The 21041-nt window shown below is 71.3% G+C and carries 17 protein-coding genes and 2 pseudogenes; 10 read left to right on the plus strand and 9 right to left on the minus strand.

Annotated features, from left to right (window positions below; translation table 11 throughout):
- The first annotated feature begins 249 nt into the window (after positions 1–249).
- Both ACF1BE_RS03925 and ACF1BE_RS03930 read left to right on the plus strand, forming a co-directional pair.
- A complete protein-coding gene (locus ACF1BE_RS03925) occupies positions 250–489 on the plus strand; it encodes a heavy-metal-associated domain-containing protein (RefSeq protein WP_392197364.1) in 240 nt (79 codons plus the stop codon).
- 87 nt (positions 490–576) lie between these two features.
- Entirely contained in the window at positions 577–2835 is a 2259-nt protein-coding gene (locus ACF1BE_RS03930) for a heavy metal translocating P-type ATPase (RefSeq protein ID WP_392197365.1), read from the plus strand.
- A gap of 674 nt (positions 2836–3509) precedes the next feature.
- Here the strand turns inward: ACF1BE_RS03930 and ACF1BE_RS03935 are convergent.
- Positions 3510–4799: a citrate synthase gene (locus ACF1BE_RS03935; protein WP_392197366.1), complete on the minus strand. Its 1290-nt coding sequence runs from the start codon at positions 4797–4799 to the stop codon at positions 3510–3512.
- A 102-nt stretch (positions 4800–4901) separates the two neighbouring features.
- Positions 4902–7256 carry an ATP-dependent RecD-like DNA helicase gene (locus tag ACF1BE_RS03940; protein ID WP_392197367.1) on the minus strand — a complete coding sequence of 785 codons (2355 nt, stop codon included), beginning with the start codon at positions 7254–7256 and terminating at the stop codon, positions 4902–4904.
- A gap of 54 nt (positions 7257–7310) precedes the next feature.
- Between ACF1BE_RS03940 and ACF1BE_RS03945 the strand changes: the two genes are divergently transcribed.
- A complete protein-coding gene (locus ACF1BE_RS03945; RefSeq protein WP_392197368.1) occupies positions 7311–7826 on the plus strand; it encodes a hypothetical protein in 516 nt (171 codons plus the stop codon).
- A 4-nt stretch (positions 7827–7830) separates the two neighbouring features.
- On the opposite strand, the gene ACF1BE_RS03950 is transcribed toward ACF1BE_RS03945, so the two are convergent.
- Together ACF1BE_RS03950 and ACF1BE_RS03955 are read right to left on the minus strand one after the other, a co-directional pair.
- Positions 7831–8016, minus strand: coding sequence for a DUF397 domain-containing protein (locus ACF1BE_RS03950; protein WP_392197369.1), 186 nt, complete (start codon positions 8014–8016; stop codon positions 7831–7833).
- A gap of 8 nt (positions 8017–8024) precedes the next feature.
- Complete coding sequence (locus ACF1BE_RS03955; RefSeq protein WP_392197370.1) at positions 8025–8861, minus strand: helix-turn-helix domain-containing protein; 837 nt, start codon at positions 8859–8861, stop codon at positions 8025–8027.
- A gap of 203 nt (positions 8862–9064) precedes the next feature.
- Between ACF1BE_RS03955 and ACF1BE_RS03960 the strand changes: the two genes are divergently transcribed.
- Entirely contained in the window at positions 9065–9478 is a 414-nt protein-coding gene (locus ACF1BE_RS03960; RefSeq protein WP_392197371.1) for an ATP-binding protein, read from the plus strand.
- Between the two features lie 84 nt (positions 9479–9562).
- On the opposite strand, the pseudogene ACF1BE_RS03965 reads toward ACF1BE_RS03960, so the two are convergent.
- From ACF1BE_RS03965 to ACF1BE_RS03980, 4 genes and pseudogenes are all read right to left on the minus strand, one after another.
- Positions 9563–9664: pseudogene (locus ACF1BE_RS03965) on the minus strand (transposase); the annotation flags it as partial.
- A gap of 170 nt (positions 9665–9834) precedes the next feature.
- The gene (locus ACF1BE_RS03970) at positions 9835–10758 is read right to left on the minus strand and encodes a phosphatase PAP2 family protein (protein WP_392197372.1); all 924 of its coding nucleotides are present in this window, start codon (positions 10756–10758) and stop codon (positions 9835–9837) included.
- Between the two features lie 94 nt (positions 10759–10852).
- Positions 10853–11809, minus strand: coding sequence for a hypothetical protein (locus tag ACF1BE_RS03975; protein ID WP_392197373.1), 957 nt, complete (start codon positions 11807–11809; stop codon positions 10853–10855).
- Complete coding sequence (locus tag ACF1BE_RS03980) at positions 11806–12147, minus strand: PadR family transcriptional regulator (protein WP_392197374.1); 342 nt, start codon at positions 12145–12147, stop codon at positions 11806–11808. Before ACF1BE_RS03980 ends, ACF1BE_RS03975 begins: the two co-directional genes overlap by 4 nt.
- Positions 12148–12369: 222 nt before the next feature.
- Between ACF1BE_RS03980 and ACF1BE_RS03985 the strand changes: the two are divergent.
- Positions 12370–13134: pseudogene (locus ACF1BE_RS03985) on the plus strand (hypothetical protein); the annotation flags it as partial.
- A 6-nt stretch (positions 13135–13140) separates the two neighbouring features.
- On the opposite strand, the gene ACF1BE_RS03990 reads toward ACF1BE_RS03985, so the two are convergent.
- Positions 13141–14643 carry a protein kinase gene (locus ACF1BE_RS03990; protein WP_392197375.1) on the minus strand — a complete coding sequence of 501 codons (1503 nt, stop codon included), beginning with the start codon at positions 14641–14643 and terminating at the stop codon, positions 13141–13143.
- A gap of 234 nt (positions 14644–14877) precedes the next feature.
- Here ACF1BE_RS03990 and ACF1BE_RS03995 point away from each other — a divergent pair, with 234 nt between their 5' ends.
- The 5 genes from ACF1BE_RS03995 (at position 14878) to rbsD (ending at position 20752) form a co-directional block, all read left to right on the plus strand.
- The gene (locus ACF1BE_RS03995; protein ID WP_392197376.1) at positions 14878–15915 is read left to right on the plus strand and encodes a LacI family DNA-binding transcriptional regulator; all 1038 of its coding nucleotides are present in this window, start codon (positions 14878–14880) and stop codon (positions 15913–15915) included.
- Positions 15912–17438, plus strand: a complete 1527-nt coding sequence (locus ACF1BE_RS04000; protein ID WP_392197377.1) for a sugar ABC transporter ATP-binding protein — start codon at positions 15912–15914, stop codon at positions 17436–17438. Before ACF1BE_RS03995 ends, ACF1BE_RS04000 begins: the two co-directional genes overlap by 4 nt.
- Positions 17428–19377, plus strand: coding sequence for a substrate-binding domain-containing protein (locus ACF1BE_RS04005; protein WP_392197378.1), 1950 nt, complete (start codon positions 17428–17430; stop codon positions 19375–19377). The genes ACF1BE_RS04000 and ACF1BE_RS04005 overlap by 11 nt, the downstream gene beginning before the upstream one ends.
- An 86-nt stretch (positions 19378–19463) precedes the next feature.
- The gene (locus ACF1BE_RS04010) at positions 19464–20366 is read left to right on the plus strand and encodes a ribokinase (RefSeq protein ID WP_392197379.1); all 903 of its coding nucleotides are present in this window, start codon (positions 19464–19466) and stop codon (positions 20364–20366) included.
- Positions 20363–20752 carry a D-ribose pyranase gene (gene rbsD / locus ACF1BE_RS04015; RefSeq protein WP_392197380.1) on the plus strand — a complete coding sequence of 130 codons (390 nt, stop codon included), beginning with the start codon at positions 20363–20365 and terminating at the stop codon, positions 20750–20752. The genes ACF1BE_RS04010 and rbsD overlap by 4 nt, the downstream gene beginning before the upstream one ends.
- The last annotated feature ends 289 nt before the right edge of the window (positions 20753–21041 follow it).

The raw sequence follows: 21041 nt of genomic DNA on the forward strand, positions 1-21041 counted from the left end.
CCTGACATCATCACGGGCACTCACCCGCACCACGTAAAACGCGGGTGAGCCCATCATGGTTATGCTGTGTGGCCCATCGATTACTGAGTGTCATGCGCGGGTGAGCGACTCGCCGCCACCCGACAGCCTCCGAAGAAGAACAGTCGGCACACCCCTCCTCCGAAAGGGATACCCCCTGGGGGTACACTGCGGGTGTGGGGTACTCCGGTGCCTCACCGACCGCACCACGCTTCGACGAGGAGTAACGACATGACCGCTCAGACCGACACGCCGGGTTCCGTCACCGCCGTCTACCAGGTGACCGGCATGAGCTGTGGCCACTGCGAGGGCTCCGTCTCCGGTGAGATCTCCCAGATCCCCGGCGTGACCTCGGTGCGGGCCGTCGCGTCGAAGGGCGAGGTGACCGTCGTCTCCGAGGCCCCGCTGGACGAGGAGGCCGTCCGCGCCGCCGTGGACGAGGCCGGCTTCGAGCTGGCCGGCAAGGCCTGAGAAAGACTCTCCCCCCTCCCCGACCGAACCGTGCCGACCAGCTGATACTGGATCCGTACGGTCCGGTCCGATGTCTGGAGTCCGGACATGACCAGCACCACCGCAGAGACAGCCGTACCCGCGGACGCGGCCCAGGAGATCGAGCTGCTCATCGGCGGGATGACCTGCGCCTCCTGTGCCGCCCGGGTGGAGAAGAAGCTCAACCGGATGGACGGCGTCAGCGCCACCGTCAACTTCGCCACCGAGAAGGCCAAGGTCGCCTACGCCGACGGCGTGGAGGTCGCCGACCTGATCGCCACCGTGGAGAAGACCGGCTACACCGCCGAGGAGCCCCCGCCGCCGGACCCCGCGCCCGAGGCCGGAGCGGGGCCTCGGACGCCCGGCCGGGACCCCGAACTCGGCGCCCTGCGGCACCGCCTCCTCGTCTCGGCGCTGCTCGCGGCCCCCGTGGTCCTGCTCTCGATGATCCCGGCACTCCAGTTCGACAACTGGCAGTGGCTCTCGCTGACGCTCGCCGCGCCCGTGGTCGTCTGGGGCGCCGCCCCCTTCCACCGGGCCGCGTGGACCAACGTCCGGCACGGCGCCGCCACCATGGACACGCTCGTCTCGGTCGGCACGCTGGCCGCGTTCGGGTGGTCGCTGTGGGCCCTGTTCCTCGGCGACGCGGGCATGCCCGGGACGCACGAGGAGTTCCGCCTCACCGTCTCCCGCATGGACGGCGCCTCCACCATCTATCTGGAGGTAGCCGCCGGGGTCGTCGCGCTGATCCTGCTCGGCCGCTACCTGGAGGCCCGCTCCAAGCGGCGCGCCGGTGCCGCCCTGCGGGCCCTGATGGAGCTGGGCGCCAAGGAGGTGGCGGTCCTGCGCGACGGCCGCGAGGTGCGCGTACCGGTGTCCTCCCTGGCCGTCGGTGACCGGTTCGTCGTACGGCCCGGCGAGAAGATCGCCACCGACGGCACGGTGGCGGAGGGCGTCTCCGCGGTGGACGCGTCCATGCTGACCGGCGAGTCGGTGCCGGTGGACGTCGGCCCCGGCGACCGGGTGACCGGCGCCACGGTCAACGCGGGCGGGCGGCTGGTCGTCGAGGCCACCCGGGTCGGCGCGGACACCCAGCTCGCCCGGATGGCGAAGCTGGTGGAGGACGCGCAGAACGGCAAGGCCGAGGTGCAGCGGCTCGCCGACCGGATCTCCGCGGTCTTCGTGCCCGTGGTCATCCTCATCGCGCTCGGCACGTTCGGCGTGTGGCTCGGCGTCACCGGGGACACGGCCGCCGCGTTCACGGCCGCCGTCGCCGTCCTGATCATCGCCTGCCCGTGCGCGCTGGGCCTGGCCACCCCGACCGCGCTGATGGTCGGCACCGGCCGCGGCGCCCAGCTCGGCATCCTGATCAAGGGCCCCGAAGTGCTGGAGTCCACGCGCCGCGTCGACACGGTCGTCCTCGACAAGACCGGCACGGTCACCACCGGCCGGATGAGCCTCCAGGCGGTGTACGTCGCCGACGGCGAGGACGAGAAGGAGCTGCTGCGGCTCGCGGGGGCCCTTGAGCACGCCTCCGAGCACCCGGTCGCGCGCGCGATCGCCGCGGGCGCCGAGGATCGCGCCGGCGCGCTGCCGGCGGCCGACCACTTCGAGAACGTCCCCGGAAGGGGCGTACGCGGGCGCGTGGACGGCCACGAGGTGGCCGTGGGCCGCCTCTACGACGACCTCCCCGAGGAGCTGGCACGCGCGGCACGCGAGGCCGAGCAGGAGGGCCGTACGGCCGTCGTTGCCGGCTGGGACGGGCGGGCCCGCGGAGTCCTCGCGGTGGCCGACACGGTCAAGGGGACCAGCGCCGAGGCGGTCCGGGCGCTCCGCGGGCTGGGGCTGACGCCGGTGCTGCTGACCGGCGACAACCGGACGGTCGCCGAGGCGGTCGCCCGTACCGTCGGCATCGACTCCGCGGACGTCCACGCCGAGGTGCTGCCCGAGGACAAGGTGGACGTCGTACGGCGGCTCCAGCGCGAGGGCCGGTGCGTGGCGATGGTCGGCGACGGCGTGAACGACGCGGCGGCGCTCGCCACCGCCGACCTGGGCCTCGCCATGGGCACCGGCACCGACGCGGCGATCGAGGCCGGCGACCTGACGCTGGTGCGCGGGGACCTGCGCGTGGCCGCCGACGCGATCCGGCTCTCCCGCAGGACGCTGGCCACCATCAAGGGCAACCTGGTGTGGGCCTTCGGCTACAACGTCGCCGCGCTGCCGCTGGCCGCCGCGGGTCTGCTCAACCCGATGATCGCGGGCGCCGCGATGGCCTTCTCCTCGGTCTTCGTGGTGACCAACAGCCTGCGGCTGCGGGCCTTCCGGTGAGCCGGCGCGAAGGAAGCGGCACGGAGGAAGCGGCACAGATTGCCGTGACCGAATACGGACTCCCCCTGGAGTCCGGCGCGTGCCTCACATAAGCTCTTCACAAGGCTCGCGCATCTTCCTTACGCTTGGGACCCGATCGACGTATCGGGCCTCTTGCGCACCTAAAGGGCATATGCAAGAGACGCACATCACAGTGATGTGAACGTAACCCTCGAAGGGCTTCGAAGGTCTAAGTTGGCGATGTCGGACCAGCGTCTTGGGGGGCGCTGACCGGCATCTGAGGATGTCTTGGGGGACTTCCTCAGTGGGGTTACCTCCCAGCTCGAACGAAGTTGCGAGCGCGGGAGAGCGTTGCCGGGGCACGTACACCGGGGAGCTTTGAGCGGCCCTCCCAGCGTGCGCTGTCCCGGCAGACCGCACCGCATCACCGGAGCAGGACGGGCTGTGCCCGTCCTGCTCGCAGACAGCGGTTTCAGGCGCTGTCCTCTCCGAGCGCCCGGCCGGATCCCGTGGGGGGAATCCGCACCGGGACATGGGAAGGCGCCCTGGTCGTCGGCCCGTGGGGGGACCGGCGTCCCAGGGCGCCTTCCGTCTGTCTTCTTGACCTCTGTCCGCTCACCCGTCGCCGGTGATGCGGGGCCCACCGGTCCGGCAGGCCCCGCCCCCCGGTCGGTTCAGCGCTCCTCGACCGGCACGAAGTCGCGCTCGACGACACCCGTGTAGATCTGGCGCGGGCGGCCGATGCGGGAACCCGGCTCCTTGATCATCTCGGTCCACTGGGCGATCCAGCCCGGCAGGCGGCCGAGGGCGAACAGGACCGTGAACATCTCGGTCGGGAAGCCCATGGCCCGGTAGATCAGACCGGTGTAGAAGTCGACGTTCGGGTACAGCTTGCGCTCGACGAAGTAGTCGTCGGACAGCGCGTGCTCCTCCAGCTTCAGGGCGATGTCGAGCAGCTCGTCGTCCTTGCCCAGCGCGGAGAGCACGTCGTGGGCGGCGGCCTTGATGATGCGGGCGCGCGGGTCGAAGTTCTTGTAGACCCGGTGGCCGAAGCCCATCAGGCGGACGCCGTCCTCCTTGTTCTTCACCTTGCGGATGAAGGTGTCGACGCCGGAGCCGGAGTCGCGGATACCCTCCAGCATCTCCAGCACGGACTGGTTGGCACCGCCGTGCAGCGGGCCCCACAGGGCGCTGATGCCCGCCGAGATCGACGCGAACATGTTGGCCTGCGAGGAGCCGACGAGGCGGACCGTGGAGGTCGAACAGTTCTGCTCGTGGTCGGCGTGCAGGATGAGCAGCTTGTCCAGCGCGGAGACCACGACCGGGTCCGGCTCGTAGTCGTCCGCCGGCACCGAGAACGTCATGCGCAGGAAGTTCTCGACGTAGCCGAGGTCGTTGCGCGGGTAGACGAACGGGTGGCCGATCGACTTCTTGTACGCGTACGCCGCGATCGTCGGAAGCTTCGCGAGCAGCCGGATCGTGGAGAGGTCGCGCTGCTTCTCGTCGAACGGGTTGTGGCTGTCCTGGTAGAAGGTCGACAGCGCCGAGACCACCGAGGACAGCATGGCCATCGGGTGGGCGTCGCGCGGGAAGCCCTTGTAGAAGTTCTTGACGTCCTCGTGCAGCAGGGTGTGCCGCGTGATGTCGTTCTTGAACGTGGTCAGCTCGTCGACGGTGGGCAGTTCGCCGTTGATCAGCAGGTACGCCACCTCGAGGAAGGTGGAGCGCTCGGCCAGCTGCTCGATGGGGTAACCGCGGTAGCGGAGGATGCCCGCCTCGCCGTCGAGGTAGGTGATGGCGGATTTATAGGCGGCCGTGTTGCCGTAACCGCTGTCCAGAGTCACCAGACCGGTCTGGGCGCGGAGCTTCCCGATGTCGAAGCCCTTGTCGCCGACGGTGCTGCCGACCACCGGGTAGGTGTATTCGCCGTCGCCGTACCGCAGTACTACAGAGTTGTCGCTCACGTCTTCCCTCACCGACGTAGTGCCTCATCTTCGAGGTGCCCTGACTGTCTCTACCATCCCCCATTTGGCTCAGGAGAGTGCACTCGGGGTCGACCATTGGGCCTATCGGCGGCACTCAGTGCCGTCAACCTGCTCATCCTGCCCCCTCCACGGGGCATCCGGAAGTGCTCTGTGACCTTCATGACTCATTTGATCGATCATTTTTTTTCCGAGGAGTCGGTGGTCCAGGGCCGTGCAGCGCCGTCCGGCCGACACCGTGCGCACCGCCTGCCCGATGGCCCGGCGCGAACCGACGAGGACGACCAGCCGCTTCGCCCGAGTGACCGCCGTGTACAGGAGGTTGCGCTGGAGCATCATCCATGCCCCGCTGGTGACGGGAATCACCACGGCGGGGTATTCGCTCCCCTGCGAGCGGTGGATGGTGACCGCGTAGGCGTGAGCCAGTTCGTCCAGTTCGTCGAACTCGTACGGCACCTCCTCGTCCTCGTCCGTCAGCACCGTCAGGCGCTGGTCGACCGGGTCGAGGGAGGTGACGACACCCACGGTTCCATTGAAGACGCCGTTCTTCCCCTTCTCGTAGTTGTTGCGGACCTGGGTGACCTTGTCGCCGACGCGGAAGACCCTGCCGCCGAACCGCTTCTCCGCCAGATCGGGCCGCCCCGGCGTGATGGCCTGCTGCAACAGCCCGTTCAGCGCCCCCGCGCCGGCCGGCCCCCGGTGCATCGGCGCGAGCACCTGCACGTCCCGGCGCGGGTCCAGCCCGAACCTGGCCGGAATCCGCCGCGCCGCCACGTCCACGGTGAGCCGGCCGGCGGCCTCGGTGTCGTCCTCGACGAAGAGGAAGAAGTCCTTCAGGCCGTCGGTGAGCGGCTGCTGCCCGGCGTTGATCCGGTGCGCGTTGGTGACCACGCCCGACTGCTGGGCCTGCCGGAAGACCCGGGTGAGCCGGACGGCCGGGACGGGGCTGCCGTCGGCGAGGAGATCACGCAGGACCTCCCCGGCACCCACGCTCGGCAACTGGTCCACGTCCCCGACGAAGAGCAGATGGGCGCCGGGCGGCACGGCCTTCACCAGCTTGTTGGCGAGCAGCAGGTCCAGCATGGACGCCTCGTCCACGACGACCAGGTCGGCGTCCAGCGGCCGGTCCCGGTCATAGGCCGCGTCGCCCCCCGGCTTCAGCTCCAGCAGCCGGTGCACGGTCGAGGCCTCGGTCCCCGTCAGCTCGGCCAGCCGTTTGGCGGCCCGGCCGGTCGGGGCGGCCAGCAGCACCTTGGCGCGCTTGGCCCGGGCCAGCTCCACGATCGAGCGGACGGTGAACGACTTGCCGCACCCCGGCCCGCCGGTCAGCACGGCCACCTTCTCGGTCAGCGCGAGCCGGACGGCGGCCTCCTGCTCGGGCGCCAGGTCGGCGCCGGTGCGCGACGCCAGCCAGGCCAGGGCCTTGCCCCACTCGACGCCCCGGAAGGCGGACATCCGGTCCTGGTCCGTCCGCAGCAGCCGCAGCAGCTGTGCGGACAGGGACAGTTCCGCCCGGTGGAAGGGCACCAGGTAGACCGCGTTGACGGGCTCCGGATCACCGTCGGGTCCGGGCACCCGCTCCCGTACGACCCCCGGATCGGCGCCCTCCTCCGGCGCCCGCCCCAGCTCCGCGAGGCACTCGATGACCAGCCCCGTGTCGACCTGGAGGAGCTTCACGGCGTCGGCGATCAGCCGCTCCTCCGGCAGGAAGCAGTGCCCCTGGTCGGCGGACTGCGACAGCGCGTACTGCAGACCGGCCTTGACCCTCTCCGGGCTGTCGTGCGGGATGCCGACCGACTGGGCGATCTTGTCGGCGGTGAGGAAGCCGATGCCCCACACGTCGGAGGCGAGCCGGTAGGGGTGGTCCTTCACCACGGAGATCGACGCGTCGCCGTACTTCTTGTAGATCCGCACGGCGATGGAGGTGGACACCTCCACGGTCTGGAGGAAGAGCATGACCTCCTTGATCGCCTTCTGCTCCTCCCAGGCGTCGGCGATCTTCCCGGTCCGCTTGGGCCCGAGCCCAGGCACCTCGATGAGCCGCTTCGGCTCCTCCTCGATGACCCGCAGCGTGTCCACCCCGAAGTGCTGGGTGATCCGGTCGGCGAAGACCGGCCCGATCCCCTTGACCAGCCCGGAGCCCAGATAACGCCGGATGCCCTGGACGGTGGCGGGCAGCACGGTCGTGTAGTTCTCCACATGGAACTGCTTGCCGTACTGCGGATGCGACCCCCAGCGCCCCTCCATGCGCAGGGACTCCCCCACCTGGGCCCCGAGCAGCGCGCCGACGACGGTGAGCAGCTCCCCGGCGCCTCGGCCGGTGTCGACCCGGGCGACCGTGTAGCCGTTCTCCTCATTGGCGTACGTGACGCGCTCCAGCACGCCTTCGAGCACGGCGAGACGCCGCTCACCCGTGGGGTTCCCCGCCTGATTGGACATGATCCGACGGTACCGGTGAGGTGTGACAGCGGCGCACTGTTACTGTGCCTGCCCGTGATCGACACCGGTACCCCAGACGCCCGCCAGGAGTTCTACCAGCGCATCGTGGCCGCCACCGCGGACACGCGGTACCGGCTACGCCGGACCGAGCCGGGCTTCGACCTGATCGTGGACGTCGACACCCCGCAGTCGCGGGAGGCGCTGACCGTGCGGAGGGTCAGCCAGGTGCACACCTACCGGGTCGTGCTGCACCCGCGGGACAGGCGCTTCCTGATGACGGACATCGTCCGCACCGTCGAGTACGAGGCCGGTCTCGGCGGAGTGCGCACGAGCAAGACGGTGTCCTCCGGCCGCAACGTGTACGTCACCTGGAGCCGCAGCCTCGACGGCACCCAGCGCCACTACTTCTCGTCCGCCGCCGGCCACCGCCTGATCCGGGGCGTGGCCCGGGAACTGGGCTGGCGCGAGATCCGCCCCACCAGCGCCAAGGCAGCCCTGGCCGCGGGCCTCTTCGGCGGTCTCATAGCCCTGGGCACGCTGATCGCCCTCGCCGTGGTCTTCCTGTTCTGAGGGGTCAGGAGTCCTTCAACCCGTCGAGGAACGTGACGAAGGCGGAGACGGGGAAGGTGAGGGTGGCCCGGGCGGGGTCCTTCGAGTCACGGACGGCTATGCGGGTGGGGGAACTCGCGATCTCGACGCAGGCGTTGCCGTCACCCTCGCCGGAGTGGGACGACTTGCGCCAGTTCTCAGGGGTGGTCATGGGATGCCTCACAGCTCCTTCGCCAGCACGTGCAGGAAGTCGCGCGACCGGTCGGGCCCCAGCGATACGGCCTCCACTTTACGGAAGCGCGTTCGATAGGCCGCGAGTTGTGCCTCCGAATCGACGAAGACCGAGCCGTGCGGCGCGTCCCGCACCACCGTGTCCAGCCTGGGCAGCGGACCGCCCGCGTAGGTCATGGCGCTCGAGGCGCTCGCAAAGCCGTCCAGGTCGAAGGGGATGACCCGCACGGTGATGTGGTCCATGTCGGAGAGTTCCAGCAGACGGGCGAGTTGCGCCTTCGAGGCGGCGCGATCACTGACTCTGATGCGCAGCGCCGCCTCGTGGATCACCGCCTCGTACGGGAAGGCGGTCTGCTGGCGTCTCATGCGGTGCTGGATGCGCAACTCCAGTTCCTCGGCCGTCAGCGCCGGTACGCGGGCCGAGAAGACTGCGCGTGCGTACTCCTCGGTCTGCAACAGGCCCGGCACGAAAAGCAGCGCGACCTCCCGGAGGAACCCGGCGTGGTGCTCCAGCTCCGCCAGATCCAGGAACGCCGTGGGCAGGAGGCCCCGGTACTCCTCCCACCAGCCGCGCGTACGCTCGGCGGCCATGGCAGCCAGGGCCTCGACGAACTCCGCGTCCGTGCAGTCGTAGTGCGATGCGAGACGACGCAGCCGCTTCTCGCTGACGCCCGCGATACCGGACTCGATCTGGCTGATGACCGGGGCGGTCACTCCGAGCAGCCCGGCGGCTTCCCGGGCCGTGAGTCCCGCCGCCTCGCGGAGCCTGCGCAGCTCGACCGCCAGCCGCAACTGACGGGCGGTCGGCTCACTCCTCAACGCCATCGCCGGCTCCTCCCAACGCGTACGTGGGCACGACTCGTTCGGCGTCACATTACGCGACCGGCTTGCGGCGTTTAAACAATTAGCCCTACTGTCGGTGACGCATCGCACACGCAACGGAAGCGCACCGCCCCGCCCTGCCACGGCGGCCGCGGCATGCCACCGCGACGCACAAACCCCCGCACCGTCACCGGAGTTGATGACGCATGCCCGAAACCGAGACCTGGGACTACACCCTCTACATCCCGAACGACCTCAGAGCCGTCACCGTCTGCCGCCGCACCCTGCGCCTGATCCTGACCATGCACGGGCTGATCGGCCTGGTGGACACGGCCGAACTGCTCGCCGCAGAGCTGGTGTCGAACGCCGTACGGCACACCAAGGGGCCGGCCGCGTTGCGGGTCCGCCGGTCGCCGGAGGGCCTGGTGTGGATCGGGGCGTGGGACACGGACCCCGCGCCGCCTCCGCCACCCCGACCGCTGGAGCAGGCCGTGGACCTGCTGGAGGAAGGACGCGGGCTGGGGCTGGTGATGGCCTGCGCGGAGTACTGGGGGTGGCAGCCGTCGGCCCGGTTCGGGGACCGGGGGAAGTACGTGTGGTGCGAACTGGTGGCGGCCTAGTGCCGCATCAGGCAACGTTCGCCCTGTCGACGACGGCGCGTAGGTGCCGGTCGTCGGCATGGCGGTTTCGCCAGATGATGTAGTCCTGCGGCGCGGCTCACGGTCAGGGTCCTTGTGCTTGCCGCCGCGCTCGGCCCACTGCTTCCCGGGGTGGGGCATGAGGTCGAGCGGGCCGAACTCGTCCATGCGCCCGCGCCCGCGCAGGGCGACACCGGCCTGTTGACCGGACTACGGGAGGACACGCCGGGCGATAGCACATCCCCGCCCGGGCGTCGACGGCTTCTACGACTGGGCGTTGGCGTCGGATCGCCGCTTTGCCAGGATGCGCCGGTTCCCGCCCGGAGCCGGCCGGGTGGTCAGTCCAGTGCGGGGCGTGTGCGGCGTGCGGTGTGTGCGGGCCGCCCGACTGCGGCGTACCAGACCAGGGCCGCACATGTGAAGGCCGTCGCCGCGGAGACCAGTGACCTCGTGAGGGTGTCGTTCCGTGCGCCGGAAACGAGGGCGACGGCCAGTGCCAGCGTCAGGGTGATGGCGGGCAGCGCACGGGGGCTCCGCGTGGCGCCTGGCACGGCGGCTGGCGGCAGCAGCCAGGTTGCGAGGCCGTAACAGGCACAGGCCAACAGTGTGGCTCCCAGCACTTCGCTGGGCCGGTGGCCGCCCATGGTCGCGCTGGCGGCGGCGATGCAGGCGAGCCACAGCACACCGGCCGTGGCGACGTAGGGGCGGATGCGGGGGGAAACCACGAGGACGGCGGCGAGGGTCAGCGCGGCGGGGATGGCCGTGTGCCCGCTGGGGAAACCCTGATCAAGGAGATTCTCCGGCGCGCCCACCAGATCGGGGCGGGGCAGGATGGTCGATCTGAGCACCTCCTTGCCACCGGTCGTGAGAATGACGACCCCGAGCGCCGCGCACCCCTGCCGCCAGCACCGCCGCACCAGGGTGAGGACCACAATGACGGCCAGGCCCACCATCAGGGTGGGCTTGGCGCTCAATTCCATCGGCGGCAGGGGCGTCGAGCCGTAGACCGCTCCCGACAGGGGGTAGATCCATGCTTCTTCGCCCCCCTGTTCACCGAGATCAAACAGGGCGTTCTCAGCTCGTTGCCCCCACGGGGTGCAGATGGCGAGCAGGTAGACCGTAAGGAACCCCAGCGTGTACAGCAGAGCCGGCATCCACGGCCGTGTCCTACGCGACGGGCTGGGGTCGTCGGGGGCCTCGGGGGCCTGCATCGAGGCCCCCGGACGGTGCGCGGGCAGGGACTGAGAATCGTGCTGAGTCATCGCTCTGTTTCTTCCGTTGGGGAAAGTTCGGTCACGCACGCCTTCCGGCACGACGTGGGCCGCCGGGCTCGGCCGGCCCACCGGGGGTCCGCTCCTATTCGGCGAGTGCCTGCCCCTGTCGGCGCTGGGCGGCGATCGCCAGGGTGGGGAGAGGTGCGATCAGCAGGATGAGGACGACCAGGTCCGGAAAGGACTGCATGAACGCGTCCGGCCGGACGACGATCGCCTGCATGCGGACGATCGCGAACGCCGCGACGGGGATCAGCCACCGGTGGTCTCCGGTGGCGGCCGTCGCCACCCACGCGGCGATCAGCGCGGCGACTTCGAGGACGAACAAACCGCGCTGGAAAGCCGGGCTGACGGAGATGATGTGCAGGCCCCCGGCCACGAACATGGCGAGCACGACGGGGGCCAGCCAGCGGTACGAGCGGCGTCGCAGACGGCTGGGACGGCAGAGCGCCAGCACGGCGCACGCGGCGCACAGTGCCCCCGACAGCACCAGGTCACGGGCCGTTATCGGGGCGCCGAGACCGTAGTAGCCCAGGCCCGCCTTGCCCTCGTCGCCGAAGAGGGTGCGGCCGTGGGACGTGGCGCCGGCCCAGATCATGGCTGCCGCGGCCGGCAGCGCGATCCGCGGTCTGCCGCGCAGCAGGGCGATCAGGCAGCCCAGCGGGAGCAGCCCGTAGGGCAGCAGCCGTATCCGCGTGGGACCTTCGGCCCACGGGTACCAGCCGGAGAAGTGGAAGGCGATGGCGTGCTGTCCGGGATCGATGTGCAGTGCCCAGTGCCACACATCCTGCAAGTACGGAACCAGCGCCAGCGTGGCGAGGGCCAGGGCGGCCAGATGGATGCCGTCCAGCCACCACGGCCGGGCCGTGTCGTCGACGACGGCACGGGCGCGGGCCTGCACCCCGGCGCGCACCAGGGCGGCAACTTCCCGCGGCGGGGGCCAGGAGCGGCCGGGATACGCCTCGGCCAGGCAGGCCAGCACCTCCTCTCCCTGCCGGGAACGGTAGGGCTCGGGATAGGCCGCAAGCAGCAGACGATTCACGCCGGGGCCGCTCCGGCATCCCGCGAGTGTCCGATGACGACGGCCGCCGCCTGCTGCATCCGCAGCGCCTCCCGGCCGAGCGCCTCGGTGCCGTCCTCGGTGAGCCGGTAGTAGCGCCGCGCCCGCCCGTCCACGATCTCCTCATGGCCGGCGGCCACCAGCCCGGCCCGCTCCATCCGCTCCAGCGCGCCGTAGAGAGTGCCGACAGCGATACGGAGCCGCCCGTCGGTGGCCTGTTCGGCAGCCTTGATGATGCCGTAACCGTGCAACGGACCATCCATGAGTGCAGCAAGGATGAAGTACTGCGGTTCCGTCAAGGGCGGCTTCTGTCTGGTCATGCATCGAGCATATATCGAGACACGAAATATATCCGCCGGCCCTGGATGATCACCGGCAGCACCTCCACACCCGCGGCGAGCGTCACCCTCTCCCGGCCGGCGGGCGCGACGGCGATCTCCTCGACGCACCCGCGCGGCGTCGGCGGATGCTCACCGCCAACTGGTCCGGGCCGAGCGGAATGTGCTTCGGCACCGTGTCCGCCGGACCCGTCCCGCCTCCAGGAACCGGTCGAACGCCGGGTGGACACGTTGCTCCGGGCGGAGACCGACGAGGGGACGTACCTCCTCGTGGTCGAGTCCCAGGGGAAGGTGGACGACCGCAAGCGGGGCAGCTGGCCGTACTACTTGTCGTACCTGTACGAGAAGTACCGCTGCGAGCCCGTGCTCATCGTCATCACCCAGAGCAGTGCGACCGCGCGCTGGGCGTCCCGGCCGATCCGGCTGGGCTTCCGTGACTGGCACTCGCTGACGGTACGTCCACTGGTGCTGGGCCCGGAGAACGTGCCGGTGATCGCCGACGAACGGCAGGCCGAACGGGACGTACCCCTGGCGGTGCTCTCGGCGATGACACACGGGCGTGGCCCCCAGGCGCCCGCCATACTGGAATCGCTGGCTTCCGCCCTGCGGACCATCGACCCCGACAGTGCCGCGGTCTTCGTGCAGTTCGTCGACTCCTGCCTGGCCGACCCCCAGGCGAAGCAGATGTGGAGGGACCTGATGACGGCAATCCAGTACTTCTGGCGCCACCCGCTCGCCGAACAGGTGCGCGAGGAAGGACGAGAACAGGGGCTGGAACAAGGGCTGGAACAAGGGCGCATCGAGGAACGTCGACAGACGGTACTCAACGTCCTGGAATGGCGCGGCATCCCGGTGCCCGGCCCCGTCCGCGAGCGAGTGAACGCCTGCACCGACCTCGACCAGCTCGGGATGTGGGCCCAACGTGCAGTACAGGTCACCGACGCCGCGGAGTTGTTCGCCGGGGAGTGAGGCGGGTTACTTCTTCTTCCCCTTCCCCGGCTTCCCCGGTTTCTCCTTGCCCTTCTCGGCCTTCTCCGGCTTGTCCGACTTACCGGGCTTAGCTGACTTGTCGGGCTTGCCGGGCTTGGCCGGCTTGTCGGCGTGGACGTCGGCGGGCCGCGACTCGGTCCTGGACGGTGTCGCCGTGCCGGCCTTCGTCGTGACCGGTGTGTCCGGTGTGCCGGCGGCGGTGGAGTGCCGAGCGGCGGCCGGGGTGCCGGGGACGTTCGCGCCGGCGGCCGGCTTCAGGCTCGTGGCAGGGTCGAAGCTCCGGTCGAGCGCGGCATTACGGAGCCGTACGGCGGAGGCATCGCGGGTGGGGGACGTCGGAGCCGTGGACCCCGGCGCGCTTCCGGCGGGGGACGCGCCCGGACGCTCGGTCCTCGCGGTCGGGGAGCCGGCGGCCCGTGTGGTCGCGTCACCGCTTCCCCGGTGCGCGGAGCCGTCGGAGACAGTGAACCCGGCGGCCATGACAGCGGCGAGCGCGGCCACCCCGCCGGCCACCGCGATCCGCCCCCGCGCGGGCACGGCTCTGCGCGCGGCCGTGCCTCCGGCGTGCGACGGATGCGGGTGCGTGACGTCGGCCGCCGCCGGTGCCTCCCGGGCGACCATGCTCGTGACGTCGGCCGGGGCGAGAACGGGCTGCGGGGAGGCCGTCTCGGCGACGGCGGCCAGTGTTCCGGCGCAGTCGCGTGCCGACGGCCGGTCCTGCGCCTCCAGCGCGGTCATGTCCCGCAGCAGGGAGGTGAGTTCGTCCGGCAGACCGTCGGGCAGCTCGGGCGGGCGGTGGAGTCGCGCGATCGCGGCCTCCAGGGGGCCACCGTCGTATTCGAGCCTGCTGGTGAGGCACTCCAGGAGGACCAGTCCGAGGGCGTAGACATCGGCGGCCGGGCCGACGGACTGACCGAGCACCTGCTCGGGCGACAGGTAGGCGGCCGTGCCGATGAGGGTGCCGGTCGCGGTGCGGGTGGTGGCGTCGAGCAGCCGGGAGATGCCGAAATCGGTCAGATGGGGGTGCCCGGACGCGTCCAGGATGATGTTCGAGGGCTTCACGTCGCGGTGGACGACCCCCGCATCGTGCGCGTGGGACAGGGCCAGGGCGAGATCGGCACCGAGCGCGGCGGTCTCGGCGGGGGCCAGGGGGCCCGCGGTGATGCGCTCCTTCAGCGTGGGGCCTTCGATCAGCTGCATGACCAGGTAGGCGCGGCCGTTGTGCCGTCCGGCGTCGTAGACGGCGACCAGGCCGGGATGGTGCAGCCGGGCCAGGATCACGGCCTCGCTGTCGAGGCGGTCCTCCATGTCGATGTCGGCGTCGGTGCGGAAGACCTTGACCGCCACCGGCCGTTTGAGACGCAGGTCGTAGCCGCGGTGGACGTCGCCCGCGCCGCCCGAGCCGATGACCGCGTCCAGTCGGTAGCGTCCGCCCAGCACTTCCGTGGCGCACCGGGACAGCGCCAGGGCCGGCCGGCTGAGCCTCATGTCATCTCCCTCTGTGTCGCGTACCGGGTCGGGCGTCCTCACCGGGAGGGGCCTGAGCCCGCGTACCCGCGGGAGGCCGGCGTACCCCTGTGACGATCCTCCCGCGCTCCCGGCCGGGCTGGTCACGATTGGGTTTCGGCCATCCCCACCCCCTTGCTCCTCGGTCGTGTAATCGATTCCAATGCTCCCCACAACAGTCGTGTAAACGATTCCACGAGGAGGTGGAGGCGGCTCATGGCGAGCATCAAGGATGTCGCCGCCGCGGCCGGGGTGTCCGTGGCCACGGTGTCGCGGGTGCTGAACGCGCACCCGTCGGTCAGCGCGGACGCACGGGCGCGGGTGCTGACCGCCGTCGACGCCCTCGGGTACCGGCCCAACGCCGTCGCCCGGTCCCTGCGGACCGACCAGACCCACACCCTCGGGCTGGTGATCAGCGACGTGCTGAACCCGTACTTCACCGAGCTGGCCCGTTCCGTCGAGGAGGAGGCCCGCGCGCTCGGCTACAGCGTGATCATCGGCAACGCCGACGAGCGGCCCGAGCTGCAGGACCACCACGTGCGCAACCTGCTGGACCGGCGCATCGACGGGCTCCTCGTGTCGCCGACCGACGGAGGGTCGCCGCTGATGCTGGACGCCGTACGCGCGGGGACCCCGATGGTGTTCGTCGACCGGTGGATCCCCGGCGTGGACGTGCCCGTCGTCCGGGCCGACGGGCGGGCGGCCGTACGGGACCTCGTGGCGCATCTGTACGGGCTCGGGCACCGGCGGCTCGCGATCATCGCGGGACCGGCGGCCACCACGACCGGCAGTGAGCGGGTCGAGGCCTTCCGGGCCGCCCTCGCCGAGTACGGGGTTCCGCTCCCGGACGCCTACATCGGCCAGGGCGACTTCCAGGCGGAGAGCGGGCGACGGGTGACCGAGAAGTTCCTGGATCTTCCCGATCCGCCGGAGGTCGTCTTCGCGGCCGACAACCTGATGGCGCTCGGCGCGCTGGACGCGGTACGCGCACGTGGGCTGCGCGTGCCCGACGACATCGCGCTGGCCGCGTTCGACGACATCCCGTGGTTCGTGCACACCGACCCGCCGGTGACCGCGATCGCCCAGCCGACCGGTGAGCTGGGGCGCGCCGCCGTACAGGCGCTGGCCGACCGGATCGAGGGGCGCGCCCCCCGGTCCGTCACCCTGCCCGCCCGGCTCGTCGTGCGCCGCTCCTGCGGTGCGCCGGCCCAGCCCCCACAGTCCCCCTCCCCAGTGCGAAGGAGCACGTCGTGAGCAACCCGGACGAGTTGCTGCGCATCGAGGGCATACGCAAGACCTTCCCCGGCGTGGTCGCGCTCGACGGCGTCGACTTCGACCTGCGCCGGGGCGAGGTCCATGTGCTGCTCGGTGAGAACGGCGCCGGCAAGAGCACGCTCATCAAAATGCTCTCCGGCGCCTACACGCCCGACGCGGGCCGGATCCACGTCGGCGGCCGGGAGGTGCGCATCCAGAGCGCCCAGGACGCCGAGCGGCTCGGGATCGCCACCATCTACCAGGAGTTCAACCTGGTCCCGGACCTGACCGTGGCCGAGAACATCTTCCTGGGGCGGCAGCCGCGCCGCTTCGGGATGATCGACCGGAAGCGGATGGAGGCCCGGGCCGGGGAACTGCTGGAGCGGGTGGGCGTCGACGTGTCGCCCCACGCACGCGTGCGGGACCTCGGTATCGCGCGGCTCCAGATGGTCGAGATCGCCAAGGCGCTCAGCGTCGACGCGCGCGTGCTCGTCATGGACGAACCGACCGCCGTGCTCACCTCCGAGGAGGTGGAGAAGCTGTTCGCCATCGTGCGCTCGCTGCGCGCGGACGGCGTCGGCATCGTGTTCATCACCCACCACCTGGAGGAGATCGCCGCCCTGGGGGACCGGGTCACCGTCATCCGGGACGGCAGGAGCGTCGGGCAGGTGCCCGCCTCCACGGCCGAGGACGAACTCGTACGGCTGATGGTGGGGCGGTCCATCGAGCAGCAGTATCCGCGGGAACGGCCCGAGCGGGGCGCCCCGCTGCTGTCCGTCGAGGGGCTCACCCGTGACGGGGTCTTCCACGACGTGAGCTTCGAGGTGCACGCCGGCGAGGTCGTCGGCGTCGCGGGGCTCGTGGGGGCCGGCCGGACGGAGGTCGTGCGGGCGGTGTTCGGTGCCGACCCCTACGACCACGGGGTGGTGCGGGTGTCGGGCGGGCGGCTCAGGCGGCACGACGTGAACGCGGCGATGGCGGCCGGGATCGGGCTCGTGCCGGAGGACCGCAAGGGGCAGGGGCTGGTGCTGGACGCCTCCGTCGAGGAGAACCTCGGGCTGGTGACGCTGCGCGCCGCCACCCGGGCCGGGCTGGTGGACCGCAAGGCGCAGCACGCGGCGGCCGGGCGGATCGCCGGGCAACTGGGCGTGCGGATGGCCGGGCTCGGGCAGCAGGTGCGGACCCTGTCCGGCGGCAACCAGCAGAAGGTCGTCATCGGCAAGTGGCTGCTGGCCGACACCCGGGTGCTGATCCTCGACGAGCCGACGCGCGGTATCGACGTCGGCGCGAAGGTCGAGATCTACCAGCTGATCAACGAACTGACGGCCGCCGGGGCCGCCGTCCTGATGATCTCCAGTGACCTGCCGGAGGTGCTCGGCATGAGCGACCGGGTGCTGGTCATGGCCCAGGGCCGGATCGCCGGTGAACTCGCCGCCGGCGAGGCCACCCAGGACGCCGTCATGGCGCTCGCCGTCTCCACCCCCACCACCGAGACCGAGAAGGAGGCCACCCGTGGCCACTGACACGCTCAGAAGCACGACGGGCGCGAGCAGCGCCCCGGGCGGCCTGCGCCGGCTGCTCCTCGACAACGGCGCGCTCACCGCGCTGATCGTCCTCGTCATCGCCCTGTCGGCGCTGTCCGGCGACTTCCTGACGACGGACAACCTGCTGAACATCGGTGTCCAGGCGGCCGTCACGGCGGTCCTCGCCTTCGGTGTGACCTTCGTGATCGTCTCCGCGGGCATCGACCTCTCCGTCGGCTCGGTGGCCGCGCTGTCGGCCACCGTGCTGGCCTGGAGCGCGACGCAGCACGGCGTGCCGGTGGTCCTCGCGGTCGTCCTCGCCGTCGCCACCGGCGTCGTCGCCGGGCTGGTGAACGGTTTCCTCATCGCCTACGGCAAGCTGCCGCCGTTCATCGCGACGCTGGCCATGCTGTCGGTGGGCCGCGGTCTCGCCCTGGTCATCTCGCAGGGCTCCCCCATCCCCTTCCCCGGCTCGGTGTCCCACCTCGGCGACACCCTCGGCGGCTGGCTGCCGGTGCCGGTACTGGTCATGGTGGTGATGGGGCTGATCGCCGCGCTGGTGCTCGGGCGGACGTACATCGGCCGGTCGATGTACGCCATCGGCGGCAACGAGGAGGCGGCGCGGCTGTCGGGTCTGCGGGTGCGGCGGCAGAAGCTCGCGATCTACGCCCTGTCCGGGGTGTTCGCCGCGGTCGCCGGCGTCGTGCTGGCCTCCCGGCTGTCCTCGGCGCAGCCGCAGGCCGCCGACGGCTACGAGCTGGACGCCATCGCCGCGGTCGTCATCGGCGGCGCCTCCCTGGCGGGCGGCACCGGCAAGGCGTCCGGCACGCTGATCGGCGCGCTGATCCTCGCGGTGCTGCGCAACGGCCTGAACCTGCTGTCGGTGTCGGCGTTCTGGCAGCAGGTCGTGATCGGTGTCGTGATAGCGCTGGCGGTGCTGCTGGACACCGTGCGCCGCAAGGCCGGGGCGACCCCGGTGGCCGCCGGCACGGGCGGGCCGAAGGGCAGGCAGGCGGCGACGTACGGGCTCGCGGCCGTGGTGACCGTGGCGGTGGTCGGCGCGACCTCCTTCCTGCACGGCGGCTCCTCCTCCGCGACGGCGCCGAGGATGGGCCTGTCCCTGTCGACGCTCAACAACCCCTTCTTCGTGCAGATCCGGGCGGGCGCCCAGGCCGAGGCGAAGAGGCTGGGCATCGACCTCACCGTCACCGACGCCCAGAACGACGCCTCCCAGCAGGCCAACCAGTTGCAGAACTTCACCAGTTCGCGGCTGGGGGCGGTCATCGTCAACCCGGTGGACTCGGACGCGGCCGGCAACGCGGTCAAGGCCGCCGACCGGGCGGGGATCCCGGTGATCGCCGTCGACCGGGGCGTCAACAAGGCGTCCGTCGACGCCCTGGTGGCCTCCGACAACGTCGCCGGCGGTGAGCTGGCCGCGAAGACGATCGCCGAGAAGCTCGGCGGCAGGGGCAGGATCGTGATCCTCCAGGGCCAGGCGGGCACCTCCGCGGCCCGGGAACGCGCGCAGGGCTTCGCCAACGGCCTCAAGGCCTACCCCGGCATCCGGGTACTGGCCCAGCAGCCCGCCGACTTCGACCGCACCAAGGGCCTGGACGTGATGTCGAACCTGCTCCAGGCGCACCCCGACGTGCAGGGTGTCGTCGCCGCGAACGACGAGATGGCCCTCGGTGCGATCAAGGCGCTCGGTTCCAGGGCCGGCCGGTCCGTGCAGGTCGTCGGCTTCGACGGCACCCCGGACGGGCTGACCGCGGTCAAGGACGGCACGCTGTACGCGTCGGTCGCCCAGCAGCCGGCCCAGTTGGGGAGGACGGCTGTGGACAACGCGCTGAAGGCGGTTCAGGGCAAGAAGGTGGAACCGACGGTGAAGGTGCCGGTGAAGGTGGTCACGAAGGACAACGTGGCCGGCTTCGGCGGCTGACACGGACGCGGGAGCGGACGGCCGTGACGGGCGGGCAGCCCGGGCGCGGCCGTCCGTCCGGCAGCCATACTCAGGGGAGTCAACAGATGTACGACTACGACCTCCTGGTCGTGGGATCGGCCAACGCCGACCTGGTGATCGGGGTCGAGCGGCGGCCGGCCGCCGGCGAGACGGTGCTCGGCGGCGACCTCGCCGTCCACCCGGGCGGCAAGGGCGCCAACCAGGCGGTCGCCGCCGCCCGGCTCGGCGCCGGTACGGCCCTGCTGGCGCGGGTCGGTGACGACGGGCACGGCCGGCTGCTGCTCGACTCCCTGCTGACGGCCGGGGTCGACACGGTGGGTGTCCTGGTGGGCGGCGCCCCCACGGGTGTCGCGCTCATCACCGTCGACCCGTCCGGGGACAACAGCATCGTGGTGTCGCCGGGCGCCAACTCCCGTCTCACGCCCGCGGACGTCCGCGCGGCCACGAGCCTCTTCCACGCGTCCCGGGTGGTGTCGGCGCAGCTGGAGATCCCGCTGGAGACGGTCGTGGAGGTGGTACGCGGCCTGGCGCCGGGCAGCCGCTTCGTGCTGAACCCCTCTCCCCCGCGTGCACTGCCCACGGAGGTGCTGACGGCCTGCGACCCGCTCATCGTCAACGAGCACGAGGCGCGGGTGGTCCTCGGCGACGCCTGCGTGAGCGAGGAACCCGCGGACTGGGCCCGGCTGCTGCTGGCCAAGGGACCGCGCTCGGTGGTGGTGACGCTGGGCGCGGAAGGGGCGCTGGTGTGCGACCGCTCCGGGGTGACGCGGGTGCCGTCGGTGCGGGTGGACGCGGTGGACACGACCGGCGCGGGGGACGCCTTCACCGCGGCCCTGGCCTGGAAGCTCGGCACGGGTGCCGCACTGGCCGAGGCGGCGGCCTACGCGGCCCGGGTCGGCGCGGCGGCCGTGACACGGCGGGGCGCGCAGGAGTCGTACCCCACGGCGGCGGAGGTCGAGGCCCTGTGAAGAAGGCCGGCATCCTCAACCGCCATCTGTCCGGTGCGCTGGCCGAACTGGGGCACGGGGACGGGGTGCTGGTGTGCGACGCGGGCATGCCCATCCCGCCCGGGCCCCGGGTGGTGGACCTCGCCTTCCGCGCCGGCGTCCCGTCGTTCGCGCAGGTCCTGGACGGCCTGCTGGCCGAACTGGTGGTGGAGGGCGCGACGGCGGCGGAGGAGGTCCGGGCGGCCAACCCGGCGGCGACGGCGCTGCTGGAGTCCAGCCTCCCCGGCCTTGCCCTGGTCCCGCACGAGCGGCTGAAGGAGCTGTCGGCGGGTGCCCGTCTGGTGGTCCGCACCGGCGAGGCCCGGCCGTACGCCAACGTGCTGCTGCGCTGCGGGGTGTTCTTCTAGGCTCCCCGCCCCCGGAACGTCTCGAGGGGGCGCCCCCGGCCCTTCGGCCGGAACGCGCCCCCTCGGCTCTCCCCCCGAGCCAGAACCCCCGAATCCCCCCCGGGTTCCCTCCCCGGGGTTCTGACAACAGGTTCGACATGCCGGGCGGCAGAAGGGTTGTACGGGTCTGGTCCCCGATCTCTCCGCCGCCGGAACTAGGGTCTTTCGTTCGGATCAGGCCGGATCAGGGAGCGGGTCCTGGTGCCGTGCATCGCAAGGCGGAGGAGGGCGTCGACGCGGAGCGTCGACA

The organism is Streptomyces sp. NPDC014991, assembly GCF_043080665.1.
Lineage (GTDB): Bacteria > Actinomycetota > Actinomycetes > Streptomycetales > Streptomycetaceae > Streptomyces.

What these genes read in the sequence shown, in the direction of transcription:
- ACF1BE_RS03925 (WP_392197364.1), top strand. Translation starts at nt 250, where the DNA reads ATGACCGCTCAGACCGACACGCCGGGTTCCGTCACCGCCGTCTACCAG.
- ACF1BE_RS03930 (WP_392197365.1), top strand. Translation starts at nt 577, where the DNA reads ATGACCAGCACCACCGCAGAGACAGCCGTACCCGCGGACGCGGCCCAG.
- ACF1BE_RS03940 (WP_392197367.1), bottom strand. Translation starts at nt 7,256, where the DNA reads ATGTCCAATCAGGCGGGGAACCCCACGGGTGAGCGGCGTCTCGCCGTG.
- ACF1BE_RS03950 (WP_392197369.1), bottom strand. Translation starts at nt 8,016, where the DNA reads ATGACCACCCCTGAGAACTGGCGCAAGTCGTCCCACTCCGGCGAGGGT.
- ACF1BE_RS03955 (WP_392197370.1), bottom strand. Translation starts at nt 8,861, where the DNA reads ATGGCGTTGAGGAGTGAGCCGACCGCCCGTCAGTTGCGGCTGGCGGTC.
- ACF1BE_RS03960 (WP_392197371.1), top strand. Translation starts at nt 9,065, where the DNA reads ATGCCCGAAACCGAGACCTGGGACTACACCCTCTACATCCCGAACGAC.
- ACF1BE_RS03970 (WP_392197372.1), bottom strand. Translation starts at nt 10,758, where the DNA reads ATGACTCAGCACGATTCTCAGTCCCTGCCCGCGCACCGTCCGGGGGCC.
- ACF1BE_RS03980 (WP_392197374.1), bottom strand. Translation starts at nt 12,147, where the DNA reads ATGACCAGACAGAAGCCGCCCTTGACGGAACCGCAGTACTTCATCCTT.
- ACF1BE_RS03990 (WP_392197375.1), bottom strand. Translation starts at nt 14,643, where the DNA reads ATGAGGCTCAGCCGGCCGGCCCTGGCGCTGTCCCGGTGCGCCACGGAA.
- ACF1BE_RS03995 (WP_392197376.1), top strand. Translation starts at nt 14,878, where the DNA reads ATGGCGAGCATCAAGGATGTCGCCGCCGCGGCCGGGGTGTCCGTGGCC.
- ACF1BE_RS04010 (WP_392197379.1), top strand. Translation starts at nt 19,464, where the DNA reads ATGTACGACTACGACCTCCTGGTCGTGGGATCGGCCAACGCCGACCTG.